The sequence below is a fragment of the Butyrivibrio sp. VCB2006 genome (assembly GCF_000420945.1).
GTDB lineage: Bacteria > Bacillota > Clostridia > Lachnospirales > Lachnospiraceae > Butyrivibrio.
In genome coordinates, this window is record NZ_ATVX01000019.1 from 60,524 (window position 1) to 79,041 (window position 18,518).

General features: G+C 42.8%; 18 protein-coding genes. 16 read left to right on the forward strand and 2 right to left on the reverse strand.

Features of this window, described 5'->3' with window-relative positions:
* Positions 1-8: 8 nt before the first annotated feature.
* The 4 genes from G613_RS0115185 to G613_RS0115200 are packed head-to-tail and all read left to right on the forward strand — an operon-like array spanning position 9 to position 4,256.
* Entirely contained in the window at positions 9-1,505 is a 1,497-nt protein-coding gene (locus G613_RS0115185) for a hypothetical protein (RefSeq protein WP_029233435.1), read from the forward strand.
* Between the two features lie 11 nt (positions 1,506-1,516).
* Positions 1,517-2,962, forward strand: coding sequence for a hypothetical protein (locus G613_RS0115190; RefSeq protein WP_029233436.1), 1,446 nt, complete (start codon positions 1,517-1,519; stop codon positions 2,960-2,962).
* A gap of 16 nt (positions 2,963-2,978) precedes the next feature.
* The gene (locus G613_RS0115195) at positions 2,979-4,034 is read left to right on the forward strand and encodes a glycosyltransferase (protein WP_029233437.1); all 1,056 of its coding nucleotides are present in this window, start codon (positions 2,979-2,981) and stop codon (positions 4,032-4,034) included.
* A gap of 18 nt (positions 4,035-4,052) precedes the next feature.
* Complete coding sequence (locus G613_RS0115200) at positions 4,053-4,256, forward strand: hypothetical protein (protein ID WP_029233438.1); 204 nt, start codon at positions 4,053-4,055, stop codon at positions 4,254-4,256.
* Between the two features lie 81 nt (positions 4,257-4,337).
* Here the strand turns inward: G613_RS0115200 and G613_RS0115205 are convergent, their stop codons facing one another.
* Both G613_RS0115205 and G613_RS0115210 read right to left on the reverse strand, forming a co-directional pair.
* Positions 4,338-4,955 carry a superoxide dismutase gene (locus G613_RS0115205; RefSeq protein WP_029233439.1) on the reverse strand — a complete coding sequence of 206 codons (618 nt, stop codon included), beginning with the start codon at positions 4,953-4,955 and terminating at the stop codon, positions 4,338-4,340.
* Positions 4,956-5,123: 168 nt separating this feature from the next.
* On the reverse strand, positions 5,124-5,597 hold the full coding sequence (locus G613_RS0115210; RefSeq protein ID WP_029233440.1) for an Hsp20/alpha crystallin family protein: 474 nt from the start codon (positions 5,595-5,597) through the stop codon (positions 5,124-5,126).
* A gap of 374 nt (positions 5,598-5,971) precedes the next feature.
* Between G613_RS0115210 and G613_RS0115215 the strand changes: the two genes are divergently transcribed.
* The 12 genes from G613_RS0115215 to G613_RS0115270 form a co-directional block, all read left to right on the forward strand.
* Complete coding sequence (locus G613_RS0115215; protein ID WP_029233441.1) at positions 5,972-6,754, forward strand: mechanosensitive ion channel family protein; 783 nt, start codon at positions 5,972-5,974, stop codon at positions 6,752-6,754.
* Positions 6,755-6,789: 35 nt separating this feature from the next.
* A complete protein-coding gene (locus G613_RS0115220; protein WP_029233442.1) occupies positions 6,790-7,404 on the forward strand; it encodes a thymidine kinase in 615 nt (204 codons plus the stop codon).
* A gap of 52 nt (positions 7,405-7,456) precedes the next feature.
* Positions 7,457-8,959 (forward strand): ArnT family glycosyltransferase, encoded by a 1,503-nt coding sequence (locus G613_RS0115225; RefSeq protein WP_029233443.1) that lies wholly within the window; start codon positions 7,457-7,459, stop codon positions 8,957-8,959.
* 216 nt (positions 8,960-9,175) lie between these two features.
* Complete coding sequence (locus G613_RS0115230; RefSeq protein ID WP_155828113.1) at positions 9,176-10,246, forward strand: hypothetical protein; 1,071 nt, start codon at positions 9,176-9,178, stop codon at positions 10,244-10,246.
* Positions 10,247-10,543: 297 nt separating this feature from the next.
* Positions 10,544-10,831, forward strand: coding sequence for a flagellar biosynthesis anti-sigma factor FlgM (gene flgM, locus G613_RS0115235; protein WP_029233445.1), 288 nt, complete (start codon positions 10,544-10,546; stop codon positions 10,829-10,831).
* A gap of 81 nt (positions 10,832-10,912) precedes the next feature.
* Positions 10,913-11,419, forward strand: a complete 507-nt coding sequence (locus tag G613_RS0115240) for a flagellar protein FlgN (RefSeq protein ID WP_029233446.1) — start codon at positions 10,913-10,915, stop codon at positions 11,417-11,419.
* A gap of 151 nt (positions 11,420-11,570) precedes the next feature.
* A complete protein-coding gene (flgK, locus tag G613_RS0115245) occupies positions 11,571-13,244 on the forward strand; it encodes a flagellar hook-associated protein FlgK (RefSeq protein WP_029233447.1) in 1,674 nt (557 codons plus the stop codon).
* 15 nt (positions 13,245-13,259) lie between these two features.
* Positions 13,260-15,107, forward strand: a complete 1,848-nt coding sequence (flgK, locus tag G613_RS0115250; protein ID WP_029233448.1) for a flagellar hook-associated protein FlgK — start codon at positions 13,260-13,262, stop codon at positions 15,105-15,107.
* Positions 15,108-15,135: 28 nt separating this feature from the next.
* A complete protein-coding gene (locus G613_RS18850; protein WP_029233449.1) occupies positions 15,136-17,247 on the forward strand; it encodes a flagellin N-terminal helical domain-containing protein in 2,112 nt (703 codons plus the stop codon).
* Positions 17,248-17,341: 94 nt separating this feature from the next.
* A complete protein-coding gene (fliW, locus tag G613_RS0115260) occupies positions 17,342-17,800 on the forward strand; it encodes a flagellar assembly protein FliW (protein WP_029233450.1) in 459 nt (152 codons plus the stop codon).
* 91 nt (positions 17,801-17,891) lie between these two features.
* A complete protein-coding gene (gene csrA, locus G613_RS0115265) occupies positions 17,892-18,107 on the forward strand; it encodes a carbon storage regulator CsrA (RefSeq protein WP_026488690.1) in 216 nt (71 codons plus the stop codon).
* Positions 18,108-18,330: 223 nt separating this feature from the next.
* Positions 18,331-18,518: hypothetical protein (locus G613_RS0115270; RefSeq protein WP_029674998.1), on the forward strand; the 188-nt coding region annotated here is incomplete at its 3' end.

Here is an 18,518-nt window from a genome sequence, read left to right on the forward strand (position 1 = left end):
TTTTGTAAATGAAGAAATTAGATGTTGTGATCACAACTTTATTGGCTATTGTATTCGTGGCGCTTGTTATTATTCACGTGGATATCAATGTGAATCATTACCTGGCACAGATGGATGCAGATATTGCCTCTGACACGATACTTACGCAGGTGCTGTATGATAACGGCTTTGTCACCCCGGATACATGGGTGGGATCTACTGAAGTGTGCGTTATTTCCGCGCCTAATCTTGCTGCTTTCATATATCCTCTAGTAGGACAGAACATGAATCTGTCCATGGGAATAGCCTGCAGCATTATGATGCTGCTTCTTGTGGCTATTATGATGGCGTATTTCAAGCAGATTGGATTTAAGCTTAGGGAAGTGTTGGCGGCTTTGATAGTTGTTTTCTCTTTGTCGGATTATAGAACAGAGAATCAGAGTATGCTGTTTTTGTGGGCGGCGTATTATGCCAGCCATTTTATTACGCTGTTTATTGTCCTGATCTTTTATGACAAGAGTCTTAAAAGGAATAAGGTATCAATACCAATTATTTTAATAACATGTGTTTTGGCAATTCTTAATGGCATGCAAGGACTTCACGCTTGCCTGTACTGCTATTTCCCTGTTCTTGGTATTGAGATACTTCGAAGAATCTATTTGTTTGTTAAAAAGGATAAGAGCAGCAATTGGATGATAAGTATATGGCTGTTTGCCATTACCGCTATCAGCTATATCACTACGGAAGTCTCCAGCTCTTTTGGCATGGGAGCATCTAGAAATATCAGACATGCCGGAGAGAAGTTCATTACCAGAGTACTTCCTGATATGCTTGGAGTTATCTATTTGGGTGACATTAAGGCCCTTGGAGCATTAGTATGTATCATAGCTTTGGTTGGTTATGTACTTCTGGTAGCCAGGATGAAGGAGAAGGATTTAGGGCTGTGGGCGCCTGTGGTTTCTTTTGGAATATGCATGCTGGCCCTTACATTTACTACAGTTGATTCGACGCCAAGATATTTTATAACTGAGCTTTTTATTGCAGGTTTTGGTGTAGCTCTTTTCATGAGAAGATTTAGAGAGAAGCTAATGATAGTTGCGGCGGCGCTGGTTCTTTTCCTTGGCATATTTGCCAGCAAGTATTATTATGATTCACTTATTATTGGGGATAGAAGCGCGGAGAGCTCTGAGTACCTTGTTGGAGCTTGGATGCAGGAAAATGGCTATGAATATGGCTATTCAACCTTCGACTTTGCTAATTTCATTACAGTTGATAGCAATAATAAGGTGAAGGTCAGAGCTGTCAATTCTATGGAAGAACTCAAGGGCTGCAAGTGGCTTACAGATACTACCTGGTATCCGCCGGTTAAGAGCGCAGAGGGCGAGACTGTTTATATAGCTTCTGAGAGTAAGGAAGCTGATCTTAAGAAGTTCATTGAAGAGAATAATGTGAACGTTATCCGCAGGGAAGACGTTGGCAGTTTTAGAGTCTATGTTTTTGACAGAGACTATACCGTTTGGGAGTAGGAGTAAAGATTATGCTTAAAGGTGCAAAGGGGAATAAGCATCTGGTAATAGTTTTAATCCATACAGTGGTTTTGGCTTTTTTGATTTTGTTTTTTGCTCGCTGGACACCACTTGTAATGTATGACTTTGATGATTGGTTCAGATCAGGCAAAATCAGGATTCCGGTGCCAATGTGGGGAGCATGGGAGCCTACCAGGATATTTCCTGAGGTTGCAATGCCTATTTTTACCGGAAGACTTGGGGCTTGGGTGTTTTATCCAATTACAGGGGATTATATTTACTCGTTGACTATAGCATCAGCTGTAACCATGTCTGCAATGATCCTTGTTATGTGTATTTGTTTTTACAAGCTCTTGGCTAATAGGCTTGGATGTTCGACTTTTAAGACACTTGTTTTAGAAGGAATGTTTTTGGCATCTTTTTTCCTGATGTTTAGAAACAGAAGTGGCAGTAAGTTTTTGTTCCACTCTTCTGATCTGTGTACGGTGTATTACTATACTATGGGCGGCCTTTTGAATGCCATTTTGCTACTTATACTACTAGAGAAGAAAGATGCTACCAAGGCCTTTCGAAAGATGCCTGTTGGCAGGAAAATTGCACTGTCAGTGCTGATCTACTTCGCGGTTTTTTCTAATCTTTTTCATTCTGCAATTACTGTTGTTTATTGCGGAACGGTTATTCTAATAGATTGGGTAAAAGAAAAATCTGTTGTTTCCAGTATTCGTAGAAATGCGCTGCAGTTTGCCATTATACTGCTATGGGGAGTGGTGCTGATCTTTGAATTCTTTGGGGGAAGATCAGACTCTTTTGAGCAGGATATTGATTTAGTCCTCTCTATAAGACAGTTCCTGACCTTGATTGGGGCGATGGCTATTGCTTACAAGATAATTGTCGCTTTTTGCCTGCTTGGCTTTTTGTGGTTACTTTTTAAGAAAAAAGAGCTTGGCTTATTGCCGGTTATTGTTATAAGCGGATTTTTTGAAACAGTTTTCTTGCTTCTTTTAAACTCAAAGGTTCTTTATATGAGCAGGATAGAGGCTTCTTGGGGAACCTGGTTTTATCTTATCCTGTTTTGCGTGATTGTCTGTAGTTATGCTATTGATAATTGGGATAAGCTTGTATATTTTGCCCCGGTAGCTTTGTGTGTTATGATTTTCTTTTCCTGGTATCCGGATGGAAAGTTTGCTATCAGTAGCACCAGAAATCCTGATTATCAGCAGTGTTATGATACAAGTACTTACATCGCTCAGAGTATAATAGATGCAGATAAGGCGGGAGAAAAAGAGCTGACGCTTAAACTTCCTGTTTCTGATAATCCTGAGGAATTTACATTTGTTCCGGATATAGGAAGTGTTGTTAGTGACACCTTGTATAGGCAGAGAGTAATAAAGCATCTGATTACTGTGAACGTAGAATTCGATGAGTCACTTAATGAAAAATATCTGCCTCATTTTTAAATTATTGGAATAGAAGATGATGACAATACCGATTATAATCCCGGCTTACGAGCCGGATGAGAAGCTGCTTGGGCTTCTTGATGAACTTAATAAAGCACAGCTTGGGCCGGTGGTTGTGGTTAACGATGGCTCTGATAGTGAAGGCTACGGCGAGATATTTAAAGGCGTGGTAGAGAGAGGAGCAAGGCTCCTGACACACGCTGTTAATATGGGAAAGGGTCGCGCCCTAAAGACTGCGTTTAACTACTGCCTGAATGAATATGAGGACATTATCGGCGTAATTACAGCTGATTCTGATGGGCAGCACACTACTGATGACATCAGGAAGTGTATGGATGCGCTGGTCAGTAACCGAGATGAAAAGGTATTGGTTCTTGGCTGCCGCAATTTCAACGAGTCCGGAATTCCTGCCAGATCTGTGTTTGGCAATAAAACTACAAGCCGTGTAATGAAGATTCTTTTGGGACTTTCTATCAGTGATACACAGACCGGGCTTCGTGGGATCAGCGTTCCTTTTATGAAATATCTTTTGACTGAAAAGGGGGAGCGCTTCGAGTTTGAGACAAATATGCTGATAGCTACCAAGGACCTTGGTATCAAGATTGTGGAAGTGCCGATTAAGACTATATATCTTGAGGAGAATAAGTCCAGTCACTTTAATCCGATTCTTGATTCTATCAGAATTTATGCGGTATTTGTGAAGTTCCTGCTATCATCACTTTCATCAAGTGTGGTGGATATCGTGATGTTCAGTATTTTCTGCGGAATCTTCAGAAATGTGCCGGTAGCTATTGGATATGTAATGTTATCAACAATTCTGGCCAGGGTGATATCTGCAATTTACAATTTCCTTATTAACTACAAGGTGGTGTTTAAGGGAAAAGGCAGTTCTTCCAGGGCTGCGGTAAGGTATTTGATGCTTGCTGTGTGCATTATGCTACTTAGCGGCGGACTCGTAACATTTTTTACCGGACTTCTTCCTATGGTGCCGGAGTTTGTGGTGAAGATTCCTGTGGACTGCGTGTTGTTCATGCTTAGTTTCGTGGTTCAGAGAGAAGTTGTGTATAAGTAAGTGAGAGGAATTAAAGTGATGAAAGAAAAATTGGAATATGAAGGATATGTAGGTACAGTAGAATATGATGAGAAGCTTGATTTCTACACAGGAGAGGTGGAAATCGACGGACATATATACACCTATGAGGGAGATTCTCTTGAAGATCTTCAGGAGGACTTCGAGGATATTATTGATTCCATTATTGCATTTGATGAGATGGATGATGAGGACGAAGAATAAATGTGGTAAGCCTGAATTGTGTTGAATAGAATGATAAAGCCAGCAAGTATCGAGATTGATACCTGCTGGCTTGTTTTTTCTTTATCCAATCGCCTTTTCGTAGTTGGCTTCAATTACCTTCCAGTCCAGAATCTCCCAGAATTCCTTGATGTAGTCGGCTCTGAGATTCTTGTACTTAAGGTAATAAGCGTGCTCCCAAACATCCAGAGCAAGGATAGGAGTTCTTCCTGTGCCTTCGCTGATAGGATTGTCCTGGTTAGGAGATGCGCTGACATAGAGCTTACCTGATTTATCTGTTGAAAGGAATGACCAGCCTGAACCAAACTGTCCTGCAGCTGCCTTGGAGAGAGCATCAATTACTGAATCTACACCGCCGCAGTCTCTATCGATGGCTTCAAGGAGCTTGCCTGTTGGAGCCTTTGCAGGATTAGCTGAAAAAGCCTCAAAGTACAGGTTGTGATTATAATAGCCGCCGCCCTGGTTGCGTAGACCTTTTCTCAAAGTCTCATCTGAAATCTTATCAAGATTTGCCAGGATTTCTTCTACAGGCTTATCAACAACACCGGCCTTTTCTGCAAGTTCATTAAAGGTTTTGGTATAGGTAGCATGGTGTTTGCCGTAGTGAGTCTCAATTGTGAGCTGATCAATATGTGGCTCAAGTCCGTTTGCTTCGTAGCTAAGCTTAACCTGTTCAAACATTTGTAACATCCCCTTTCATATGCAAGTATAATAACGTGAAAACATGAACGATGTAGCAAATATATTTTATCATATATTGAATTGCTGGGGTATTGATAAAACCAAATATTTATGTAGTCATAAAATTAGCCCCAACCGTTTGGCTGGGGCTAAATGTGGCCGTTATGATCAATCTTTCACTTCAATTCTATGAACTTCCTCCTTCTCAGGAAGTGCTTCCTTCTTAGGAATGTTAACTGTCAACACACCGTTTCTGTACTGAGCGATGATATCCTCAGGCTTAAGGCCTTCTACACGGAAGGATCTCTGGTAAGATGAAGATCTTCTCTCGCGGCGGATGTACTTGCCTTCATTATCTTTTTCCTCATTGTTCTCGCTGTGAGCAGCGCTGATTGTAAGGAGGTTATCCTTAAGGTCAATCTTGATGTCTTCCTTGTTGAATCCAGGAAGCTCTGCTTCAAGCTGATAGCAGTTATCTTTTTCAATAACATCTGTTCTCATGAGACTGTGGCCTGCAAATGCATTCTGATGTTCTGCATCTGTCTTGCAAGTGTCATCGTTCCATCCCCAGAATCCTCTGTTAATGAAGTTATCCATCTCATCAAAAATATCATTGTTACTCCAAAGCATAGGCATCAACATAAAAATCACGCTCCTTCTTTAACTTATTTTTTGTTGTAGTGTTTGTATTCAACAAGAGAATGGGTTGGTATGTGCAAATGTGATTCTCTTGTTTTTAATTGTTAGCACTCGACTCGAATGAGTGCTAACAATTTGTATAAGTATGTTATAGAACATATAACACAGGAAGTCAAGCCTCCGAAATCTTAAAAAAGTATAAACTGGCCTGGAATGTGCATAAATACTGAGAATTTCCGAATAATATATGGCATATTTGATACAATTTGAGGTGGAAAAAAAGACCTCGTATGATAAAATAGAGTCGATTGAAATGGGGATGTTCAATCGCATTTATATGGAATAAAAGAGTATTAGTTAGGGGATAATTCTTAGGTATGAAAGAAGTATTGGATGTTTTTCTTAAATATATTCTGCCGTTTCTCGTTGCGTATGTTCTGAATCTTGTGATGAACAAGCTCTTTAGCAAGGAGAGACTTCGCGGTAAGCTTCATCTCATTTTCCTAAAAGGTATCATAATGGCCATACTCTGGGCAGTTGCAGCGCTATTTGCCCTTAGCGGAATTCCGGCCTTTAGTAAGACTTGGGAGACAGCGATTGCTTCATCAGGAATTGCAGCTGTTGTAATCGGTCTTGCAGCCCAGTCAACACTGAGTAACGTGTTCGCAGGAATATCTCTTTCTGCGTCAAGGTCAAGGCCCTTCGATATTGGTGACAGAGTCAAGATAGATTCCATTGATCCGGGATTTGTTGAGGATATCACTCTTCGGCACACTGTGATCAAGACCTATCAGAATGAGCGTATTTATGTTCCGAATTCTACTGTAGGAAGTTCTACGGTTATCAATTACACTCAGGAACACTCTTATTCTTTTCCCATAACTGTATCTGTGGCCTATGGAACAGACATGCAGAAGGCCATGGACATTATGGCAGATGTGGTAGAGCAGCATCCATGCCACTTTGGAGTTAGACCTACTGTACTGTGCAAGAGCTGCGACGATAGTGGAGTTACACTTCGTGTACTGGTAGAGACCAGAGATTTCAGAGAGAATCCTAAAGCATGTTCGGATTGCCTTGTAGAGATAATGAAGAGATTCACTGAGGCAGGAATTGAGATTCCTTACAACAAGCTGGTTGTATACGACGGAGATAAGTAACATAAGAAATAAAATAAAAAAATATTGGGGGATGTATGGGAAAGTTATATTTCAGGTACGGAGCAATGGGAAGCTCCAAGACAGCAAATGCGCTGATGGTGCGCTACAACTACTATGAGAAGGGGCAGAATGCCATAATCTTGAAGCCTCAGACAGAGAATCGAGATGGGGAAAAGACTGTGAAGTCACGAATGGGATTATCTGCTGAGTGCACTTTCGTTGAGGAGTTTATTGAAACAGTGCAGAACGACTGGCTTACAGGTAAGAGTGATTCCTGGAAGGAGCTTGACTGTGTTATTGTTGATGAGGCTCAGTTCCTTACTGAGGAGCAGGTTGATATGCTGGCGCTGGTAGTTGATAAGTATGATCTTCCGGTTATCTGCTATGGTCTTAGGACTGATTTTACAAGTCATTTGTTTACAGGTTCCAAGAGGCTCATGGAGATCGCCAACTATATAGAAGAGGTTCCAACTGTTTGCTGGTGCGGAAGAAGGGCTCACTTTAATGCAAGAGTTCACGATGGCAAGATTGTGAGAAGTGGCGAGCAGATCATGATGGGAGGAAACGAGTCCTACGTTTCAGTATGTAGAAGGCATTTCCTGTCCGGAGAGGTCAGCGGGCCAAGAGAAAGAGACGTGGAAGAAATGTAAGTTTTACGGCTTCGAATGGATTCTGGAGCCGCTATTGTGAGGAGTAAGTAGTATGTTATCTAGGAAAAGAGTGCAGTGGGGAATGATGATTGCGCTTTTAGCCATTATCTGTATTCGTTTATTTTACAAACTTGGGGTAGGCACATTGATGAGCACAGACGAGGCTTGGTATGCAATCAATGCAAATGAGATGTTAAAGGCCGACAACTGGTTAGTGCCAACTTTGAGGTATCAGGTGGATTATGGTTCCAAGCCGCCCCTGGGTATTTGGAGTATCATGTTCTGGTTTAAGGTTCTGGGAATCAACACCCTGGGACTACGTATGTATTCGGCAATTGCAGGTCTTTTGACAATTGTGCTGATCTGCGGATATTTGTATCAGCGCTACGATCTGAGGTATTCAATTGTGGCTGCAGCGGCGTTTCCTGCGCTGTGGCAGTGCTTTGAGTTTCATATGTTTAGGGCAGGGGACATGGATGCGCTGTTCTGTCTGTTCTACGCTATCGCTATATTTGCCCTGGCGGAGGTTCACAGGGGCAAGTCATGGATGATCATTTTGTACGGCGCTGCTGTTGGCCTTGGCTTTATGACCAAGAGCATGCACGTTGTAGTGTTTATCGTAGTTGGTGTTTTGTATCTTCCTGTGATTTTTAAGAATCTCAAGATAAAAGAGGTGATTTGGGCGGCAGTAGTGGCTCTTTTACCTGCTGTTATATGGGTTTTGGCAAGAGCCAGATTTGACGGACTTAAGTATATCAAGTGTATTACTCTTGGAGAGGCTGGTGATCAGACCAGAGGCGGAATCACGCTTTTGTATCTAAGGGATATCAGCCACGAGAAGGTAACCTGGGTGCTGGCAGGAGTTCTTTTGACAAGAGTTGTGCTGTACTTTGTAAAGTGCGGTGCAGGTTTGTCTGTAAAGAAGGTTTTGGCGGATTTGAAGGCGTTTGTAAGCCGCAAGTATTTGTCTATTCTGGCCTATGTGGTGCCTATTGCGCTCTACACTCTGGCTGGGCATTACATGATGTGGTACATTGACCCTTCATACATAGCAATCATATGGATTATTGCAATTGAGACGGTGGAGGTTTTGAAGAAGATTGATTTCAGAGTTCTAAGGCTTTTGTTTGCAGGAGTTGTGGTTTATTTCTGTGTCTTTTACGCCTGTGTTCAGATTGTACAGTACAGCACTTTGGGAACCGGTGGACGAGCTGTAGATCAGTTCAAGCATGATATTGCTGAGTTTGTTGAGGGCACTTCCGGTGAGTATTCCGGATACGATGCGTATATTGCCTACGACAGAACCCGTTTCGTTGGAGACCAGGGCCACTGGGAGCTGGACTACGTATTTCTTGCTGAATCTACTGCAAATCTGCAGTGCCTTGATGGAGGTGTATACGGATTCCTTGAAGATGAGGATTCAATTCTTGTCTTGGATGGTGAGTTGTGGGACCGCTACGCTGATGTGCTTACGGGATATGTGTTCCTTGAGCAGAATACTTTCTATGTGATCTGCCATGACAGGTATGAGGATCTTTTGGCGAATGGAAACTAAAATCTGAATATTTAGTCTTTTTTCTTTTGCCTTAACTTAATAATGACCTAAGCCGATATGATTATCACACGGATGCTAATTGATGGGTATACCACCAGATGCCCCACCAGCAATCAATGTTACATCCTATCAGCTATGGAAAGCGTGAACCTTCATGGAAGAGTAATAATCTTCATTATGAGGGTTTTTCTTTTGCCCTCATACCAAGGAGGCATCATGAGAATTGCACAAAGCGATGTGAATTTAGTATCAACTAATCACTACTATGAGGAAAACACGGTATCGATATCAAGTGGGGTGGTGGCGAAGGGGTCGTTCATGGAAAGTCTGCAGAATCAGGAAAAAGATTCACTGGAACTAAGCGAAGACAGTGTGGGGACGAGCCTTGGAAGTGAGAATTACAACAATCTGAAATCCTACAAATCAGGATATCTTAGTACTTATGAGATGAGCCTTCAGGAGCAGATTGCGCAGATTAGGGCCAGCTTATTGGAGAGCCTTTTAAGTTTCCTTCAGCTAATCGGTGGGGATAGGTCCAGAAGCGGCTACCAGGAGACTATTGGTGAAGCTTCAAGCATGATAACTGAAAGTCATTTTGTAAAGGTAACTACGGTTCAGATGAGTCATGTTGAGGAAGAAGCTACTTCTTTTACCGGACAGGGAAAGGCCCTGACGGAGGATGGAAGAGAGATTGATTTCAATGTTAGTTTCAGTATGTCTAGGCGCTTGTCGGTATATGCAGGTGTGAGTCTTGCCAGCGCTGTGAGCATGATCGATCCTCTTGTTATCAACGTGGGAAGCGATGTTACAAACATCAGCGACCAGAGCTTCTATTTTGATCTGGACTGCGATGGAGAGGATGAGAAGATTGCGGGTTTGGGAGCCGGAACAGGGTTCCTTACCTATGACAGAAATGGGGACGGCAAGATTAATGATGGCAGTGAGCTGTTCGGAACAAAGAGCGGCGACGGCTTCAGGGATCTGGCCCAGTATGATGAAGACGGTAATGGGTGGATTGATGAGGGAGATTCTATTTATGGTAAGCTTAGGGTTTGGCTTCGGGGCGAGGACGGCGTAGATACGCTTTTGTCCTTGCAGGAGGCAGATGTCGGGGCAATCTTCCTGGGAAGTGCCCAGACTGAGTATACGTTCGGTGGGAAAAAGTCTGATGACAACGGCTTTGTGCCGGAGATTGCTGCCGCAGCCATGATGCGTGCCAGTGGCTTATTCCTACGGGAGAGTGGAGGCGTAGGAACTGTGCACCAGATGGATCTTGCAAGATTATGATGTGATTTCCCGCTCACATTCATCCGGGTGTGGGCGGGATAATACAAATAAAAGAGGACACAAAAAGTTCACAAAAAAAATTATAAAATAACTCTAAAGTTTTTTTAAACAATATCCGATAATAAAGATAGAAGCCAATAAAAAAGTGTTGAAAACCTTGGAGAACACACGCATTACAGACCTGAAACAAGAGGGGATAAATTTCAGGAAAACTAATCAGAAAAGTCTAAAGTAATGTGAATATCTACCGATAAATGAAGTAGATAAAAAAATACTCCAAGGAAGGAGGAAAAGAATATGCGTATAGAAGCGTACAGTCAAGTTCAGCAGGTTTATTCAAACAACAAAGTTAATAAGGCACAGCCTACCAAGAAGACAAATGATATCAGGGACACTGTTTCTTTCTCTTCTATTGGTAAGGATATTCAGGTTGCTAAACAGGCTGTAAGCGCAGCTCCAGATGTCAGGGAGGACGTTGTAGCTAAGTACAAAGCTGCTATTAAGAACGGAACTTATGATGTTAGTGGAGAGGCATTTGCAGACAAGCTTCTTGCTAAATATGAAGCCTCAGAAGGTTTAGTATAAGAATACGATCCTGACGGCTATATTTGCCGCGGATAGTAGTATAAATGAATAATCAGGAGGATAATTCCAGTGGCTAGTTTGATGGAAACTTTGGTGCAGGTTCTTGACAATGAATGCACCATGTACGAGAAATTACTGGGGTTGTCTAGCCGAAAGACCGCCATCATCGTATCAGGCGATCTGAAGGCACTTGCGGAAATCACGGATGAAGAGCAGTGCGTGATAGGCAAGATCCAGCGCCTTGAAAAAGAGAGAATCGTGGCGATGGAGAACATTGCCAGCGTACTCAACAAGGATGTTGATTCATTAAAACTGACCGATCTGATCGAGATTTTGGAAAAGAGACCTCAAGATCAGAAAAGCCTGGCAACACAACGAGACAGGCTACGAAATGTAGCAGAAAATGTCAGGCGTGTAAACGGACAGAACCAGGAGCTACTTACAAGTTCCCTCGAAATGGTTCGATTTGAGATGAACATCATCCAGGCGTCTAGGAGAGCTCCACAGACAGCAAATTATTCCAGAGCTTTAGACACTACAGGCGATTGTCTAGGTTACACATCGGGCGGGTTTGATGCAAAGCAGTAAGGTGAGGCTAAATCGAGATAACATCAAGGTTTAGCACATCTTATCCAGCAACAGATGACCCACCCGGGAAAGACAATTTCCCGATAGTGTCTTTTTTGCGCCCTTTTTTAGGCCGGGGCCAGTGCCCCGCATATCACAAGGAGAACAGCCCATGTCACTTATGGCGAACCTTTATGTAGGCCAATCAGGACTGCAGACATCACAAAATGCCTTGAATACAACGGCACATAACATGGCTAACGTGGACACCGAAGGCTACACCAGGCAACAGGTATCTCAGGGAACCAGAGCTTATCAGACTCTGGAGAGCAGATATGACTGCATAGCTCCCAAGCAGATCGGAACAGGTGTTAACTACAACAGGTGTAAGCAGGTCAGAAGCGAATTTCTCGATGTCTCTTACAGACAGGAGAGCGGGAGATACGCTTTTTATGACGTTTCCACCAAGGCTCTTGAGGAAATCGAAGATCAGCTCCAGGAGATGAACGGAACAGAGTTTGCAGAAGCTCTTGATAATCTCTGGGTAGCAGTTCAGGAGCTGGCCAAGGATCCATGTTCAGCAGTCAATCAAAGCGCTCTGGTTACAAGAGCTAACGAGTTCCTGACAAGAGCTAAGAGCGTATACAACGGTCTTGTTTCCTATCAGGAGAACCTGGACTCCACAGTAGAGGTCATGGTAAAAGACATCAACAGTATCGGAGATAAGATTCGCCAGCTCAACGAAGACATCGTCTACATAGAATCAGGCAAAGAAGAACACGCCAACGATCTTAGAGATGAGAGAAATGATCTTTTAGACAGACTGGCAGAATACGGCAAGATTGAATATACAGAAGATATATTCGGAAATGTAACAGTTCTTTTCGAAGGTTCTTCATTCGTTACTACAGACCATGTAAATCACATCGGAATCATTACAACAGAGCATGTTGATCCGCCGGAGAGCCCTGTTGGATACGCAACTCCTTATTGGGAGTACGCAGCCAAGACAGAGATAAACAGTGATGGAGAAAAAGTTATCACATCCATCGCAGGCGGACACATTTACAACCTTGAAACCACAATTTCAACTACAACTAATACCGATATCGGTAAGCTGAAAGCAGTGCTCCTCGCAAGAGGTGATCACAACGCTTCCTACCACGATATCGTAGAGGATACAGACTATTACAACAATAACATCGCACAGTCAGTAATCATGAACATTCAGGCCGAGTTCGACCAGATGATCCACGCCATCATGACTCAGATCAACGAGATCATGATAAACGCAGAATCCAATCCTGCAGTACTGGATAACACCGTTGGTCTTCCTTCCGATTTCGCTCTTTTCGTAGAGGCAAACCCAGATGACAAACTGACTTACGATATCACTGATAAAAAGGCAGCGGGAACCATAAGCACAGGATTTACCATCATGAACGCCCAGGTTAATCCAAAGCTTATTCAGGATCCAACTCTTTTCACCTTCAGAACAATAGATGGCGGCGAGGATACAGCCACCATGACAGCGTTAAAAGAGGCATTTACCAAGGAAGATTACGTTCTTAACCCTAACGTATCCTCCAAAAACAGCTTCGTTACCTACTATAACAGCCTTGTTTCCCAGGTTGCCAACTCAGGAGATGTGTATAAGTCAATCTCCAAGGCCCAGGAGGAAACAGTATCGGCGGTGTCTTCTGCAAGAGAGCAGATTGTAGGTGTATCCAGTGACGAGGAGCTTGAGTTCATGATCATGTTCCAAAATGCCTACAACGCTTCCAGTAGATATATCAACGTTGTCAGCGAAATGCTGGAGCACCTGGTAACCACTCTGGGTTCATAAAAAGGAGATAAAGCTATGACATCTCAATTTTTTGGTCTTAACATCGCAGCGTCAGGTCTTAGAGCATCCAATGCTTCCCTGAACACTACAGCCAACAACATAGCAAACGCCAACACTGATGGCTACAGCCGTCAGAAGGTTACTCAGCAGGCTAGCAACGCTCTTAGAGTTTTTGCCACCTATGGCTGCGCCGGAGCCGGCGTTGATACTCTCGCAATCGACAGAGTAAGGGACAGCTTCTACGATGTGAAGTTCAGAAATAACGAGCAGCTTCTTGGAAATGTTGAGCAAAAGAACTACTACAACCAGCTGGTTGAACAGTACCTGGACGATGATGGTGTAAGCGGATTCTCAACTCTTTTTAACAAGATGGAAGCATCTCTTGAGTCCGTAATGACAGCAGCCGGAACCACAGAGACCAAATCAACATATGTTTCGCAGATGAAGGCGGTTACAGAGTATTTTAACAACGTATACGGAAGTCTTCAGAATGAGCAGGCCGACGTTAATGCAGAGATTAAGCTTTGTGCAGACAGAATCAGTTCCATAGCTCAGGAAGTAGCAAGCATTAACAAACAGATAAATATCATCGAGATGACAGGAGCCAAGGCCAACGAACTTAGAGATAAAAGAGATACCATGGTTGATGAGCTCTCCAAGATGATTTCAATAGAAACCAAGGAAACACCGGTAGTAGATGAGAACAATCCGGACAGAGTAACCGGCGCAACCAGATATCAGATCTGGGTTGCGGGCTCCTACGAACTGGTTGATACCTATGAATACAGAAAGATGATCTGCGTAGCAAGAGATACAGACGGCAGCACAGGCCAGAACGACGTTGAAGGCCTTTACGATATCAAGTGGGGCTACGGAAGCTACAAGGACGGCGACAATGTAAATGAACTCTCAGATTTCGCACTTGATTCACAGCTTATTGGTGGAGAGCTTCAGGGGCTTCTGGCCATGAGAGATGGTAACAATGGTCAGTACTTCCACGGAAAGAGCGCAGGAGCTGAGTGGGTTGGCGACAAGATGGTTGTTACTGTAAATGTTGAAGCGGATTATCTCAAGGATATGACTAAGGCAACTCTTCCTGAGGATGGCAGCATCCACATCGGTGCCAAGGACTACAAGTACGACAGCTGGAGCTACGACGGAGATTCAACCTATACCTTCGTTATAGATAAATCTACACTTTCAAGCATGCCTGACACCGGCGTTACAGTTAAGATCGGCTACGCCAATAGTTATCAGGGAATTCCGTATTACATGGCTCAGATGAACGAGTGGCTTCGCCAGTTCTCAGATGCAACAAATCAGATCATGGTATCAGGCTATACATCAGACTCCCTGGAGGGTATCAATCTTTTAACAGGAATGATGGATACAAATTCCCTTGCACAGTACAGCTACGAGCAGCTTACAACTCTTTCCGAGAACAAGGGCTACTACAAGATCAGAGGCGGCAACGTATCGGTTAATGCAGTTCTTTTGGATAATGCTGACAGACTTGCTACCAAGGCAGACCTTACGGAAGGCGAGTCAGAGTTCCTTAATCTCAAGAATTTAAAAGAGATGTTTGATACCAAGAAAATCTTCCGCGGCGCTACATCAGGCGAGTTCCTGACCAAGGTTCTTGCAGATATTGCACTTAATAAGAATAATTCACAGACTCTTGAGGATACCTACAAATCTCTTGAGAACACCATCGACAACCAGAGACTTTCAGATTCAGGCGTTGATGAGGACGAGGAAGCTTCAAACCTGGTTAAATACCAGAACGCATACTCTCTTTCATCCAAGATGATCCAGACTTTGACTGAGATTTACGACAGACTCATTCTTCAGACCGGCGTTTAATTTTTTTCCTAATTCGGAGGTTCTTTTTATGCGTATCACAAATAAGATCATGCAGAATAATTCCCTGTACAACATAAATAACAACAAGATCACGGAGGACCAGCTAAACACCATGATGTCTACTGGAAAAAAGCTGACGAGGCCCTCAGATGACCCTGTTATCGCCATAAGAGCCCTGAGATTAAGGAGTAACGTAACTCAGCTTTCTCAGTACTATGAAAAGAACGCCAAGGATGCGGAGAGCTGGCTTAACGTAACGGCAGATGCCCTGTCCACCATAACTTCAGTGCTGACAGATTCAGTTAAACAGGCAACAAAGGGCGCCAGCAAGGACCTTACTTTGGACGATCTTGAGACCATCATCACTCAGATGGATGCCCTGGCAAAAGAGTATTACTCAACAGGTAATGTAGACTACGCCGGAAGATACGTTTTTACCGGCTATAGAACAGATACATCCCTTACTTTCGACAAGACCACAACTACCAATTACACAGACATCAACGATGAATTCAATGCCTCTGCAGTTGGAGAATCCAAGAGAATTCTTGGTAAATACAAGCTGGATTCAGCATCAGTATTGGATAAGACTGTTGACAACGCAGTTTACGAGCACACAATCGTAGAAAGAACTGTTGGAAGAATCCGTTTATCCTACGACAACCTTAATTACATTCAGCCTGATAATGGAAACGGCATTATCAACGAGGCGCAGCTTAAATATAGAGAAGACCTGCTTCAGCCAGCAACCAGCAGTGTCAGCAGTACAATGCAGGTAATAAACGTAACCTTCAAGACTACAGACGGAGTTACCAGAACCGCTTCGGTTCCTATTGATAATAACGGCAATTATAAGATCACTAACGAAGAGGATGGCGCAACCTACACAGCAACAACTCAGCAGGACGGCTCCTACCTTGTAACTGCAAGGGATATTTCAGGAAACATCATAGGTACAATCCCTGTAAGTCAGGACGGAGTCATGGGTGACCTTGATCCAACCAAGAGCATTCAGTCCGGTATCGCCAGCATAGAGACCAAGCAGGTTTCAACCCTCACTTACACTGACGATGACAAGAACGTAAGAAGTGTTAATCTTCCTCTTTTACCGGCAATTGGTCAGAGCTATGAAATAGCCCTTGATAAGGACGGTTATGTGGCAACAGTTAACAGCGATGGCACCTACACGGTTAAGAATCTTAATGCTGTTCAGAACTCCGATGGTACCTACAGTAACGACGTGATAAATGTTACAGCCAACGGTAGTGTTAATTCTTCATATAAAGAAACAACGCTGGTTCTTTCCAGCAATGATGACAACATTCTCTATTCAACCAGTGAGGAAGCTGATATTGACGCGGCCTACGAAAAGCTTTATAACGGCGAGGCCATGGCAATCCTGAATGCCTCCACCGGCGAAGTTCTCCTTAGTCAGGAGTTAAAAGACAAACTTTCAACCCTTCCTGATATCATAAACGCCAAGTCCATCGACATAGTTTACGACAAGAAGGAATGGGTAAACGGAGACATCCGCCCGGAGAATCTCTTTAACTGTAACTACACCGATCCCAACGGCAAGACAATTCTCTACAATAAGGGAAATGCAGGCCACGACATTGCTTACGATGTGGGCTTTGCTCAGTCAGTTGTAGTTAACACCACGGCCAGCGAAGTTTTCACAACCGGTGTAAAAAGAGATGTTCAGGACCTTTCCAAGATGCTCAGCGAGCTTAAGCAGATCGACGGAACAATCAAGACTCTTAATGAAAAGCTTGCAGCTACTTCCGATGATGAGAAAAGAGCTGTTATAAATGCTGAGATTGATTCAGCTCAGAAGGCCTACAACTACTTAAGAGAAGAGATGCAGCAGGAATTCGAGCACAAGATCACATCCAATCAGAAGTCTCTGGATGTTGCCAACATCGCCGTTACCGCTAACGGAACCAGATCCAAGAGACTTGATCTTGTTAACCAGAGACTTATGAACCAAACTACAACCTTCAAGACACTGCAGTCTGAGAATGAGGATATCGACCTTGCCGAGACCGCAACCCAGCTCACAACAGCGAAGGTGACATATGAGGCCAGCTTGATGGCGACAGGTAAGATTAGTCAGAGCTCGCTCATAAATTACATCTGATAGAGTTTGTTTATTAAACTTTTATAGAAAAGTGACGAAATAACGTATATAATTAATTTGCAAAGGTATCTTTATCAATGATGGAGGTTTAGTAATGAAATTAACAACTAGAATCTTTGGCGAAGTTGAAATTGATGATAGCAAAGTTATTTCTTTTCCTAATGGTATAATCGGATTCCCTGACCTCAAGAAATTCACTCTTATGTACGATGAGGAAAAGGGCACAGACACAATCAAGTGGCTTCAGTCAATCGACGAGCCAAGTTTTGCTATGCCTGTAATGGATCCGCTTATCGTATGCCCTGACTACAAGCCTGAAGTAGATGTCACCATCACAGAGGATGTTGGGGATATTCAGAATGATGATCTTCTTGTGCTGGTTACAGTTACTGTGCCTCATGACCTCAAGCAGATGACAGTAAACCTCATGGGACCTTTCATTATCAATGTAAAAGAGAGAAAAGCTGCTCAGACCATTATTGATAATGACGACTACCCTGTAAAGTTCCCGATTTACGATATTTTGCAAAAAAATAAAGAAGCTAATGCATAATACTACGTAAATTAGTGTATAATTGTTAGTATACTAAGTATTGGGGGTCTTTTTTAATCAGACTAGCTGAAACCATGGAGGGAGAGATCAAATGTTAGCACTATCAAGAAAAAAGAATGAGGCAATCGTAATCAACAACAATATTGAGATTACAGTTCTGGATATCAGGGGTGACCAGATCAAGCTCGGAATCGCAGCGCCTAAGGAGATTCCGATTTACAGAAAAGAAGTTTACATCCAGATTCAGAACGAAAACAAGCAGGCAACAGACGTTTCCGGTATCGAAGAACTCAAGAAGTTGCTGTGATAAAGTTTTTAGCGCAGGTGCCTAGTAAGACACCTGTTTTTTTGGAGATTACACTTTAGTGACGTAACGAATTACAGTAGTATAGTTATTATGTAGTTTTTACGTAAGGTTGATAATTTTAGAGTGCAATTTCTTGTTAGTTTGTGACAAATGACAGTAAGTATATCTTGGTGATAATATTGATATACAAGGTGGGGACCTCTTATAATTAGGAGGAAAAATTATGTTATCTAAAGAAGATATCAAAATTATAGCTGATTTATTTAAAGACAACATCAAGGGAGTTGAAGATCAACTCGATAAACTTGAGACGGATGTCAAAGATTTAGAGAATAATGTGATTCCAAGACTGGATAAACTCGAGGCAAATGTCAAAGTTATTAAGGTAGATCAGTTGGAAAATAATGTGAT